The following is a 12,777-nucleotide window of genomic DNA, read 5'->3' on the forward strand; positions in this document are numbered from 1 at the left end:
ATGCTTTTAGCTGTTTCATCAGTCCACATCCCTCAAAATTATTTAATCCTTTGTCCTTGTTCTTCTATATTTTACAACAAGAACTAAGTGATAATACAGTAAGAATACTGAATGAGAATTACTATCCAACATCATTATTATTACTCCTATTTTTATATAAAAAAACTAGATTCAATAAATTCTTAAATCTAGTCTTATAGTTTTTTGAATTTTTTCAATTCTTTGTTTCAAAAACTGTAAACAACCTGCACTACTTTTAAATTTTTTAAAAGCCATATGTTTTTATTTCTAGCGTGAAAACTACACCACTCATGCACAGCCTAGAGCGAGACCTATATATCTCTTTCAAGTATATTATATCATTTTGTTTAATAAAATCAAGACGAAATTTAATTATACAGTTTTCACATATTATATATTATTTGTTTGTTTTCTCTTCCTATACTTAGCTTCTTCTTCCTTACCAAGTGCCCAAATTATCTTATGTTCCTTTTCAGTTTTTCTAAGATCTATAACTCTTTGGTTGGCTGAACCTCTAAACTGTAGTTTTAGGTCTAATAAGTCTTGTATAAATTTACCATCTACTAATACATCAACTAAATCTAAAAGTTTTTTTGTATATGGCAATTTCTTATACATATACCCTATAACAAACTCATATGTGTACCCTGTATAGCACCATATTGTCTTATTAGGCACTTCTTCTCTCACTCTAACTACAAGCTTATACACCCATTCTTGATTATCTGGATCTAATGGTTCACCACCCAAAAGAGTTAGCCCTTTAATGTAGTCTCTTTTTAACAATTTAACAATATATTCTATAGTATCATAAGTAAACTCTTTACCTGTATCAAATTCCCAAATATCTTCATTAAAGCAACCTTTACATTTATGCTTACAACCACTAACAAAAAGTGACGTTCTTATACCAGGTCCATCTGCAACATCCATTTCTTTTATTAAAGCATAATTCATAGATGTAGAACTCTTTTACTAATTTCTTTAGTTTTACCTTCATTCCAGAAGTTTTCACCTAAGTAACCACAAGTTCTTCTAGTTACATTCATCTTTCCATGATCCTTATTATGACATTGTGGACATTCCCATTCACCATCACTATTTACTATTATTTCTTCATCATATCCGCATACATGACAATAGTCTGACTTAGTGTTGAATTCTGCATATTGTATGTGATCATACATAAACTTAACCACTTCTTCTATTGCTTCTAGGTTTTTTGATAAATTAGGAATTTCTACATAAGATATAGCTCCACCATTAGAGATAGATTGGAATTGTGATTCAAATTCAAATTTACTCATTGCATCTATTTTTTCACGAACATCTACGTGATATGAATTTGTGTAATATCCTTTATCAGTAATATCCTTTATACTTCCAAATCTTTCTAAGTCTATTTTAGCAAATCTATAGCATAGAGATTCTGCTGGTGTTCCATATAGCCCAAATCCTATACCAGTTTCTTTTTTCCACTTATCACAAGCGTCTCTTAATTTATGCATAACTTTCAACGCAAATTCAAGTCCCTTTTTAGTTGTATGACTTTGACCTGTAACAAGTTTTGATGCTTCATATAGCCCTATATATCCCAATGATATTGTTGAGTATCCATTAAGTAAATACTTATCTATTTTTTCACCTTTTTTCAGTCTAGCAATTGCACCATATTGCCAGTGTATTGGTGATATGTCTGATAGTGTTCCCATCAATCTATTATGTCTTGCCATTAAACCTTCATAAGCTAAATTAAGTCTTTCATCTAACAATTTCATATATTCATCTTCATTAGGCCCTGATAATATACCTATTTGTGCAAGATTTAAGCTGACAACACCTTGATTAAATCTACCTTCAAATATATATTCACCTTTTTCATTTTTGTATGGAGATAAAAATGATCTACATCCCATAGGGCTAAATACATTACCTTCATAATTTTCTCTCATTTTTTTAGCACTAATATAGTCTGGATACATTCTCTTACTGCTACATTTTACAGCAAGTTTTGTTAAGTAGTCATACTTACCACCTTTTAAGCAATTACATTCATCTAGAACATAAACTAATTTAGGGAATGCTGGTGTAATATATACTCCTTTTTCGTTTTTTATACCTTCATATCTTTGTTTTAAGACTTCTTCTATTATCATTGCTGCTTCTTCCTTGTATGGATCATTTTCATCTATTTCAAGGAATAATGTAACAAATGGTGATTGTCCATTAGTAGTCATCAAAGTATTTATTTGATATTGTATTGTTTGTACACCTGATTTCAATTCATCTTTTAATCTTTCATCCACTAATTTTTCTAATAAATCTTCTGTTAATTCACCTTCAAATTTTTCCTTTATTTGTTTTAAGTACTTTTCTTTACTTCTTCTCAAGTACTTTCCTAGGTGTTTAATATTTACAGATTGACCACCATATTGACTACTTGCAACAGCTGCAATAATTTGTGTCATAATAGTACAAGCTACTTGGAAGCTCTTAGGTGATTCAATTAGCTTACCATTCATTACAGTTCCGTTTTCTAACATATCTTTAATGTTTATCAAACAGCAATTAAATATGGGTTGTAAAAAATAGTCCATATCGTGAAAATGTAGTACACCATCATCATGAGCTTTTCTTAATTTTTCAGGTAAAAGTATTCTTCTACTTAAGTCTTTAGATACTTCTCCTGCTATTAAGTCTCTTTGTGTTGAGGCAACGCTTGCATTCTTATTAGAATTTTCTTCTCCAACTTCCTTATTCTTATTACTTATTAAACTTAATATTGAATCATCAGTTGTATTTGCCTTTCTAACTAAAGCTCTCTTATATCTATATATTATATATTTTTTAGCTAATACATACTTATTATCTTCCATCAACTTTTGTTCTATAAAGTCTTGTATTCCTTCAACAGTCAAGTTATTCTTTAGAGTTTTCTCAACTTCAGATACTATTTCTAATATTTTTTCATGTGAAACTCTTTCACTTTCTGTAACTTCTGCATTTGCCTTATTTATAGCATTGATTATCTTGTTTTCATCATATTGGACTTTTCTTCCATCACGCTTTTTTACTAACACTGTACATCCACCTTTCACTATATGTTGTGGTGTTCCCACAACCTTTTCACAATATATCCATATTATATCCCAATTAATGTATTTTGTCATCTTTTTTTTATATGAAATTCTTGCATTTTTTAACTAGATTATCTAATACCTATTTAAAGCAACAAAAAAGGTGTAAAAAAATTTTTACACCTTATTTAACCTTAAATTCATCATTTCCAATAAAGCCATTTGTAAATAAATTATCTTTAACTTCTAGTACACTAGGTATCCACTTTAGGTTAAATCTACTCTTTATTTCATCGTTTAAGATATAGTAAACATTAGGTTTACCCTTAGAATAATTTAGATATTCTTCATAAGTATACTTAGTTGGTTGTATCAAATAGATTAACTTTCTCTTGCCCTTTATTTTTTTTAGTCTTTCATATTCTTTTACACAATCAGAACACCAAGGTGCACCGTAGATTATTAAAGTATTTCTAGAGACTATATCTAATAATCTATACTCTTCTCCCTTATCATCCTTTACCTTAATATCTTGTAATTTTTCTCTAACAGCTTTATCAATATTTAATTTTTCATGATTATAGAAAGTCTTAGTAGTGAAATATTCATCATCTAGCTCTACTATATTATTCTTCTCACCATCATACTTATATATCATAGGTACATATTTAATACCCATATAATTTGCCATATCACCATTATTGTCATAGTAAACATCATAATTATATCCATTCTTTTTGAAGTATTCTTCTATTTTTTCTTTTGCTTCATTTGGATATATTACGCTTACAATATTTGCCATATCCTTATACTTATTCTTTATTTCTTGCATATGCTTAAATTCAGATACACAAACATGACAATGTATAGAGCCATATACAATATATTTATTCTTTAGTTTATTGTAATCTAGATCATTTACAATTCTATTTTCATTTTCCACCACTTTATTCTCTATCATACATTTATTCCTGCTACATTCATTAGAAAATGAAAATACAGAAAATATTGTAAATAATAATAAAATTTTTTTCATATTCACTCTCACTTATACATTTTTAATATATTAGTATAGCACGCAATATTTTTATCATTTTTAGATAATTCTAATAAACAGCTTGCTGCTAACTTAGGATTTGTAATCCACATATTCAATGCTATTCTCTTTTTTTCTAGCTTGTCTTTTGATAAATCATATCTCATCTTTAATATGATATATTCATTTTCTCCAGTATAATTCTTTGTTAATTTTAGAAATTCTTTTTCTTTTCCTATCTTCTTCGCTATATCCGATAATCTATATACTACATAGTCTATATCAAACCCATAACTATATGCTTTCAAATATTCATTATACGCAGTTTTTAAGTCTTTGTAATAATAGTCAAAATCTGCAATATATATACAATTTTTAGGATTATCATCTACATTTGATAAAATATAGTTAATATTTGATATATTACCCGATTCAACACAATTTGAAAGTAAAATCGCATAGGCCCTTTTTGCATACTTATTCATCTTATCTAGCAATTCTACACTAGGATTATCTATCTTATTAACACTAACATACTCTTCTATTGCAGGTCCAAAATTCATACTAACTAATTTATTTAAAATTTGATTTGACACTACACTATCCTTATCCAAGGTAAGGTATTTTATAAACAAAGCCGTTTCATCATTCTTTTCTATATCGTCTTTTAAGACATCATAAACAATTTCATAGTCTACAGGATAAGTAATAACGAAGTTTTTAAATTTTTCTTTTTCATCATCACTCGCTTTTTTATCCTTCATCTTGTTATATATCTCTTCAACTTCAAAAAACTCATCCTTATTTTTATCCAACACCTTATATATATATTCATCACTCTTAACATTACACTTAGTAAGTATATTATATGCCTTTTTAAACTCAAAATTATAGTAATACTGCTCATACAAGGCCTTTATAGCAAGCACATTACCACTATCTTTTGCCTTTACAAAGTTCTTGTTTATATAATAATCATAACCCAAACACTTATCTTTTTTTGTACTATAAAACTTAACTAATTCATCATACTCTAGTAGATTATTCACCACCTTGTATAATAAATCATCACTAGGGTTTTGAGAATACGCCTTATCAAAGTATTTGATATAGTCTTTATCTCCATTATATAAAGAAATTATACCACTTTCTATATAATCTAAATATTTCCCTTCCCTATTATTAAAGTCAAAACATGACATACATAAAAGTAATAAAAGAGAAATAAATATCTTTTTTATCATTTCACTTTAGCACCAACTTTTACTTCATCAGAAATTTCTATAAGTCTAACATTCTTTTTTTGTTCTGTTGTAAGTAACATACCTTGAGAAATGTTCCCTACTAACTTAACTGGTTCTAGATTTAGAACTGCCAAGACTTTTTTACCAACTAACTTTTTAGGTTCTTTGTAATAATGCTTTATACCTGATAATATTTGTCTTTTTTCCTTACCAGTATCAACTATGAACTTAAGTAATCTGTCTGATGATTCTACTTCACTAACTTTTAATATTTCAACAACAGATATTTTTACCTTAGAAAAATCATCTATATTTATTGCATCTTGTATTTTTAATTCATCATCAAATTCCTTTTCTTTCTTTTCAATACGTGGGAATATAGGGCTTGCATTTCCTATCTTAGTATTAGGCATATAGTCACCAATTTCATATATATTTGTCTTAATATCTACAACACCTAATTGATTTAGCATTTTTTTGCTTGAATCAATTAATACTGGAGAAACTAAATAACTACACTTGTATATCATATCAAATAGTGTATACATTACTGTTCTTAGTCTATCAAGATTATTTTCTTTAAATAAACTCCATGGCATAGTTTCGTCTATATACTTATTCATTCTAGATATTAACTTCCATATAGATTCTAATGCTTTAGAAAAGTTTGCTTCTTCTACCTTAGAATATACATCTTTTAATACTTCGTTATATAGTTTATATATACCATCTTCTATTTCTGTTCTTTCTCCTGATTCTTTAACTACTTCTCCGAAGTATTTCTTTTGCATACCTAGTGTTCTATTTAATAAATTACCTAAGTCATTAGCTAAATCTGCATTTATTCTTAATACCATTTGATTTTCTGAATAATCTGCATCTTGTCCTAGTGTTGATTCACGTAATAGGAAATATCTAAAGGCATCTACACCGTATTTTTCTACTTCTTCTATAGGATCTACTACATTACCTAAAGACTTACTCATCTTCTCACCATTAACTGTCCACCAACCATGTGCAACTATATGGTCAGGTAACTTTATACCAGCTGACATTAGCATTGCAGGCCATATTATTGCATGAAATCTTAAAATATCTTTACCAACAAAGTGATAAATATCTCCATTATTCCAAACATGATTGAAATATTCTTCATCTGTCCCATATTTTGCACCTGTTAAATAGTTAGTTAACGCATCAAACCAAACATATACTATATGATTCTTTTCTTCTGTAAGATTAATTGGTATACCCCAATTAAATGATGTTCTTGAAATAGATAAGTCTTGTAACCCTTGGTTTATAAACGCAATCAATTCATTTTTTCTTTGTTTTGGTATAATGAAATCATCGTGTTCTTCATAGTATTTAAGTAACTTATCTGCGTATTTTGATAGTCTAAAGAAATATGATGGTTCAGATACTTCTATTACTTCCTTACCCATATATTTCCCATCAACTAATTGACTTTCAGTTACAAATGTTTCTTCTGATACACAGTATTTTCCCTTATACTCACCTAAGTATATATCACCATTATCATAAACTTTTTGTAGTATCTTTTGCACTGTATCTATATGTCTTTGTTCTGTTGTTCGTATAAAGTCATCATTTGATATAGATAAAGCCTTCCATAAATCAATGAAATCTTTTGACATTTTATCTACCCATTGTTGTGGTGTCACCTTATTTTTCTCTGCTGATTCTTGTATTTTTTGTCCATGTTCATCAGTACCTGTTAAAAATTTAACTTCTTGTCCGTATAATCTTTCATATCTTGCAAGTGTATCACACAATATTGTTGTATATGCTGTTCCTATATGTGCCTTTGCATTTGGATAGTATATAGGTGTTGTTATGTATTTCATGTATCCTCCTTAGTTATAAAAATTAAAGTTTGTTTGTCTATATGCTTCATATAAAATAATTGCTACCGAATTAGAAAGATTTAATGATCTTCCCAAAGGTAACATAGGTATTGTTATACATCTTTCTGGATTTTCCATTAATATGTCCTCAGGTATACCCCTTGATTCAGGACCAAACATAATAAAATCATCTTGATTAAACTTGACGTCTGTATAGCGAGTATCAGTCTTAGTTGTAGCATAAAATATTCTACATCCCTTATTATTTTCTAAAAATTCTTCAAAACTTTCCCATACAAATAATTGGACATCATGCCAATAATCAAGTCCTGCTCTTTTTATTTTCTTTTCATCTAATTCAAATCCTAATGGTTTTATTAAATGTAGTTCTGAATTAGTTAATACACAAGTACGACCAATATTCCCTGTATTATACGGAATTTCTGGTTGGTATAAAACGATACGCATTTTTTCTCCTTATTTCTTATTCATTAGTAGCTTATATTCCTCTAAGCTGATTTTTTGTCCAGATTTAAAATTATTCTTTCTAACTCTAGCCCCTGTTGTAGTTGGGATATTCCTATTATTTATGTGTGTTATAGCTATTGCAATTGCATCTGCTGCATCATCTGGTTTGGGTATTTCATCTAAATTTAATATCATTTTTACAGTTTCTTGTATTTGCTTTTTAGTTGCTCTACCATATGATGTAACTCCCATTTTTACCTGTAATGGCGTATAATCAAATATATCTAAACCATTCATTTGGCAAGCTAGAACTATTACACCCCTTGCTTGTCCTACTTTTATTACAGTCTTTTGATTTTTAAAAAAGTATAATTCTTCAATTGCAACTTCTCTTGGCTTATATAATTTAATAATCGTATCTAATCTTTGGAATATTATCTCCAATCTTCTGGGCATAGGTAAATCTTGTTCAGTAAATATACAACCATAATCAATTAGCTTGTACTTTCCACTTTCTATATCCAAAATTGAATACCCAACTATAGCTGTACCTGGATCTATACCCAATACTCTCATTAAAATCACCTCTTTGTATTATATCATAATACTATTTAAATGTATATAAAAGTTAAAAAATTGCACCATTACATGGTGCAATATATTTTATAATAATTTTTTTTATTCCAAACAAAAATTTCACTAACGTATATATTCTAATGAACACTTTAATTTTGCATTTGCATTTATATAGCCAAATTCTTTAGATGCTGGATAGTATCCATCAAATGTAGCTACAACAGTTTTTTCTTTTTTCATTTGAACTTCAGTATTTACTTTAAACACTAAATTATTATTTATATTCCAGTCAACTTGTGCATAAGGTTTAAAACTTATACTAGCTCCATATACCCATTTGTCTGCTTCATTTTTAACCTGATTTTTTAAATCTGGAAATTTATTATAATAATTATTATTCTCTCTTCTACCTAAAAGTCTATTCTCAGGTGCTTTTCTTTGTATTATTTCATATGCTGTATCTAAACCAAATGTTAGTTTTATATCCTCTATTTTATCATATATATATTTTATATCTACTCCTGGTTTAAAACTATTAATTGTATAATAATCATTTTTACTAGAATAATGTGATACCTCATCTTCTAAATACGGTGTTATTATTACGTTTTTACCTATTTCCTTTTTGTAAGAAATTTTCACTTTATTTTTAACATTATGTTCTACTTTGCTTAATAAAGTTGAATAGTCTAATTTATTTTCTATCATAAAGTTTTTATACTCTATTTTAGTATCATTCTTTATATTAATATTATTCTTTGTCTTTGATTTGTCTATAACTAATTTTTGATTTTTTGATGGTATAGCTTTAATTATTTCTAAATATCTAATTTTTTTCTTTGATACTTTATTTTCAAATTCATTCTCTTTGTATTCTCTTATAGTTTCAAAAACTCTATGTACTTCATATCCATCTTTTGTCTTATATATCTTCTTATCAACCAATTCATGTGGTGATGCTCCATTTATTTTTCCATTTTTTATCATAATATCTCTATCAATTGTATTTTCAAATTTATACTCATTACTTACAGAATATGTACCATCACTTATTTTTTCTGTTTCATATCTATATTTAAATTTAGTTTCATTTTCAAATACTAAATCTTTTATTAATAAATTAGTCTTCTTATATTTTAAACCTATATCTACTTGATGTTTATCATCTTTTTTATTAAATTGTAAACCTGTAAGTTTTAAAAATTGATTTTTTAAGTAATTCCCTTTGTGAGTGTATGCAACAGATAATTTAATTTGATCTATTTTTTCATGTTCATGATCTAATATTTCGTAAAATTTATGGAATCTTTTGGTTTCTTTATTTTTATCATAAAATAATTCAACTCTATTTTTAAAATTTAATCTTTCACTAATATTATTTAATTGCATTCCATTATACACATACGCCCCTATAACTGTATCATCATTATACTTATACCTAAAATCTGTGTCTAGTTCTACTGCTAGTGGTTTGAAAATTTTTCTTGTATAAAGTCTTGGAATAAATGATAATGAGTATTTATCATTAAAAACATTGGTATTTTTTAGTTCTAATATTCCATCTCCACCATATCTTCTTACTTCGTCATCTTTTTCTAAAAATGATGTTAAATATTGTGTATACTTAAATCCATTTAATCCATTAAAATATTGCACAGAAGCTTTTGCTTGTAAATCATTTGTTTTCTTTATTAATTTTTTGTATCTAGATGACAATATATTTAAATCTTGTCTATTTTCAACATTTGAATGATTATGTTCATGAGTATGTTCGTGAGTATGTTCATGAGTATGTTCATGATCATGATCAGGGTCTTCATGACTATGTTGATGAATTTGTTTTTCATCATTAAATATTGCCTGTTCTACTGAATTAGTATTTCCTAAACGTGGTGTTGGCAACTTATATGTATTTGCATATTTTGTACCATGCCAAACCTCGTATTTTATTTCAGTATCTCCAAAAAAATTACTAGTCTTTTCTGTTATTTCCTCTGGCTTGTACTCTTTATTTTGTACATATAAACTTTCACTTTCAAAAGCTGTATCTTTACTTGTAATTATACTTCTTTTACCTTTTAACATTACGTTAAATTTCCATTTTGAATCTAAGCTACTAACTGTTAAATCTGCTAATGTATACTTAATTGATGGTGCAAACCAAAGCTTACCTCTCTTTGGCATATTAAATTCTGCATTTGACTTAAAATCTATTCTTAAATTTTTCCTCTCATTTGCAAACACAAAATTTGATAATAATAATAAAATAAAAATTTTCTCCTTCATAATACCTCCCTGCGAAGTATAACAAATGATTTTCATTATTGCTAGAGGCTCTATTCAGTTATTTTTTAGTTATATTTACACTTTTTTTAATATTATTATCATTATCTACAAAAAATTTTTTTAGTTATTTTTCAGTTAAAAAAAAGCCTATCCCAAGGCTTTTAACATATTTTTTAATACTCTTTCCAATTTCTTTCTACTACAGGCTGCATTTAACCTAATGTAACCCTTTCCACTTTCTCCAAAGACACTACCCATAACTACCACTAAATTGGCCTTATTCACTAAAATGTCCTGCATTTGTTTTTCTGATATACCAAGACTTCTAAGGTCTATAAAGCAAAGGTATGTTGCTTCTGGAATAAAGAATTTAACATTAGGTAAGTTTTCTTTTAAAAACTTATCTATGAATAATAGGTTTTGTTCTATATATTTTTTTAAGTTATCTAGCCATAATGTTGCCCCTCTATGTGCTGCCATAATAGCTTCTATTGCTATAGCATTAGGTCTATATATATCTTTTTTTCTCCATTCATCAAAATATATACTAGCTTCTTCTTTGTTTCTTAAAACACATACACTTGCCTGTATTCCAGATAAGTTAAATGTTTTTGTACTAGATATGAAGGTGATTGTGTTTTCATAATATTGTCTAAAAACATAGTGTTTGTTGTTAAATAAGGTTAAATCTGCATGTATTTCATCTGATATAACCAGAACGTTATACTCCCTACAAATATTAGCAATCTTTTTTAATTCTTCACTTGTCCAAGATCTACCTAATGGATTATGAGGATTACATATTATTACTACCTTAACATCTCGTATTTTTCTATAAAAATCATCAAAATCTATTACAAACTTACCATTTTCATTTTTTAGCTTGCTTATTACAATATCTCTATTGGTATTTCCTACTATTCTTTTAAATGAAGCATATACAGGCTCAAATATTAATATCTTATCATGTTCTTTTGTAAATGTTTCTATTACAACTCTCATACCTGATATTACACCAGGGCAGTGCACCATACAATCTACATCAAATTTAAAGTCATAATTTTTTTCATACCAAGTCACATAAGATTCAAAATATTTTTTAGGTCTACTTGTATAACCTAATATCCCCTTATTAACCTTATCTATTATTGCCTTTTTAATGCAATCTGCTGTTTTAAATTCCATATCAGCAACAGATAATATATCTAAGTTTTTTCTTTTGTATAAGTCAAATGCTTCATCATATTTTGAGGAATTTGTATCTTCCCTATTAACTATCTCATCAAAATTAAATTCTTCCATATTCTTACACTTTCTTAATATCTTTTAGTGAACTTCTAATATCTATTTTTCTAACAAATGACACAAAATCTGTTATCAAATCATTAGTTGTATTATCTCTCATATACATAATTTGAAACTTATTATAGCTCTTTGTAAATCTATACATTACTTTAAATTCGTTATACTTTAAATTTTCATGTACGCAATAATATGGTAATACAGCATATCCAACACCCATTTTTACTAATCTTTTGGTTGTTTCTATACTACCATTTACATTCATTATTTTTTCAATATTTATTCCAATTTTTTCTTCAAATTTATTTATATATAGCAATGTTTGTTCTGCATTACGCTTTAGATAATATATATTATTTAAATCTTCATAATTTTCAATTTCATTTGGTGCTATTATTACAAAAGGATAATCATCTGTATTAATTACCCTTATACTATCGTCTTTAATATACAAGTCTTCCGTTATTATTACATCTAACTTTCCTTCTTTTAAGTATTTGTATAAGGTTGCTGAGTTTTTTACAAATATATCTAATTCAACATTAGGTCTTAATTGTAAATACTTTTTAACTATCGTAGGTAGTATTGGTTCACCAACATTATGAGTTGCACCGATTAATATCTTCTTTTTTTGTTCAGTTATTAATCTTTTCATAACACATTCCATTCTATCTACTCTCTCAAAAATATCTTGAGCCATTTTGAATAAATTTTGACCTTCTATTGTTAATTTAAAAGATTTTGAATTTCTTTCAATTAGTTGAACATCCATACTTTGTTCTAGTTTCTTTATTTGTATAGATACTGCTGATTGACTAATGTATAACTTCTGACTTGCCTTTGTAAAGCTTTTAGCAAGACACGCTTCATAAAACACCTTCAAACTATTGAGATCCACA

The 12,777-nt window shown here is 27.3% G+C and carries 10 protein-coding genes and 1 pseudogene; all 11 read right to left on the reverse strand.

All coding sequences use genetic code 11. From position 1 onward, the window contains the following. Nucleotides 1–60 precede the first annotated feature (60 nt). A pseudogene (locus tag IMK15_RS04705) lies at nucleotides 61–135 on the reverse strand (IS200/IS605 family transposase); the annotation flags it as partial. Between the two features lie 276 nt (nucleotides 136–411). Continuing rightward, on the reverse strand, nucleotides 412–978 hold the full coding sequence (nrdG, locus tag IMK15_RS04710; protein WP_192942072.1) for an anaerobic ribonucleoside-triphosphate reductase activating protein: 567 nt from the start codon (nucleotides 976–978) through the stop codon (nucleotides 412–414). Next, the gene (gene nrdD, locus IMK15_RS04715) at nucleotides 975–3,191 is read right to left on the reverse strand and encodes an anaerobic ribonucleoside-triphosphate reductase (RefSeq protein WP_226869209.1); all 2,217 of its coding nucleotides are present in this window, start codon (nucleotides 3,189–3,191) and stop codon (nucleotides 975–977) included. Before nrdD ends, nrdG begins: the two co-directional genes overlap by 4 nt. Before the next feature lie 91 nt (nucleotides 3,192–3,282). Further along, nucleotides 3,283–4,134 (reverse strand): TlpA family protein disulfide reductase, encoded by an 852-nt coding sequence (locus tag IMK15_RS04720; RefSeq protein WP_192942073.1) that lies wholly within the window; start codon nucleotides 4,132–4,134, stop codon nucleotides 3,283–3,285. Nucleotides 4,135–4,142: 8 nt separating this feature from the next. Then, nucleotides 4,143–5,378 carry a hypothetical protein gene (locus IMK15_RS04725; protein ID WP_192942074.1) on the reverse strand — a complete coding sequence of 412 codons (1,236 nt, stop codon included), beginning with the start codon at nucleotides 5,376–5,378 and terminating at the stop codon, nucleotides 4,143–4,145. After that, nucleotides 5,375–7,246 (reverse strand): methionine--tRNA ligase, encoded by a 1,872-nt coding sequence (gene metG, locus IMK15_RS04730; RefSeq protein WP_192942075.1) that lies wholly within the window; start codon nucleotides 7,244–7,246, stop codon nucleotides 5,375–5,377. The genes IMK15_RS04725 and metG overlap by 4 nt, the downstream gene beginning before the upstream one ends. A 9-nt stretch (nucleotides 7,247–7,255) precedes the next feature. After that, nucleotides 7,256–7,714: a tRNA (cytidine(34)-2'-O)-methyltransferase gene (locus tag IMK15_RS04735; RefSeq protein WP_046328818.1), complete on the reverse strand. Its 459-nt coding sequence runs from the start codon at nucleotides 7,712–7,714 to the stop codon at nucleotides 7,256–7,258. A gap of 9 nt (nucleotides 7,715–7,723) precedes the next feature. Continuing rightward, on the reverse strand, nucleotides 7,724–8,290 hold the full coding sequence (gene ruvC / locus IMK15_RS04740) for a crossover junction endodeoxyribonuclease RuvC (protein ID WP_192942076.1): 567 nt from the start codon (nucleotides 8,288–8,290) through the stop codon (nucleotides 7,724–7,726). Nucleotides 8,291–8,413: 123 nt separating this feature from the next. Continuing rightward, entirely contained in the window at nucleotides 8,414–10,576 is a 2,163-nt protein-coding gene (locus IMK15_RS04745; RefSeq protein WP_192942077.1) for a hypothetical protein, read from the reverse strand. A 147-nt stretch (nucleotides 10,577–10,723) separates the two neighbouring features. Beyond that, a complete protein-coding gene (locus tag IMK15_RS04750) occupies nucleotides 10,724–11,878 on the reverse strand; it encodes a MalY/PatB family protein (protein ID WP_192942078.1) in 1,155 nt (384 codons plus the stop codon). A gap of 4 nt (nucleotides 11,879–11,882) precedes the next feature. Continuing rightward, nucleotides 11,883–12,776 carry a LysR family transcriptional regulator gene (locus IMK15_RS04755; RefSeq protein ID WP_046328821.1) on the reverse strand — a complete coding sequence of 298 codons (894 nt, stop codon included), beginning with the start codon at nucleotides 12,774–12,776 and terminating at the stop codon, nucleotides 11,883–11,885. Nucleotide 12,777: the final 1 nt, after the last annotated feature.

Origin of the sequence: Sneathia sp. DSM 16631 (genome assembly GCF_014892235.1) — a bacterium.
GTDB lineage: Bacteria > Fusobacteriota > Fusobacteriia > Fusobacteriales > Leptotrichiaceae > Sneathia > Sneathia vaginalis.

Bases quoted from the DNA above. Each gene is read 5' to 3' on its own strand.
- ruvC (WP_192942076.1), bottom strand. From the start codon at position 8,290: ATGAGAGTATTGGGTATAGATCCAGGTACAGCTATAGTTGGGTATTCA.
- IMK15_RS04750 (WP_192942078.1), bottom strand. From the start codon at position 11,878: ATGGAAGAATTTAATTTTGATGAGATAGTTAATAGGGAAGATACAAAT.
- IMK15_RS04745 (WP_192942077.1), bottom strand. From the start codon at position 10,576: ATGAAGGAGAAAATTTTTATTTTATTATTATTATCAAATTTTGTGTTT.
- nrdG (WP_192942072.1), bottom strand. From the start codon at position 978: ATGAATTATGCTTTAATAAAAGAAATGGATGTTGCAGATGGACCTGGT.
- metG (WP_192942075.1), bottom strand. From the start codon at position 7,246: ATGAAATACATAACAACACCTATATACTATCCAAATGCAAAGGCACAT.
- IMK15_RS04735 (WP_046328818.1), bottom strand. From the start codon at position 7,714: ATGCGTATCGTTTTATACCAACCAGAAATTCCGTATAATACAGGGAAT.
- IMK15_RS04720 (WP_192942073.1), bottom strand. From the start codon at position 4,134: ATGAAAAAAATTTTATTATTATTTACAATATTTTCTGTATTTTCATTT.
- IMK15_RS04725 (WP_192942074.1), bottom strand. From the start codon at position 5,378: ATGATAAAAAAGATATTTATTTCTCTTTTATTACTTTTATGTATGTCA.
- nrdD (WP_226869209.1), bottom strand. From the start codon at position 3,191: ATGACAAAATACATTAATTGGGATATAATATGGATATATTGTGAAAAG.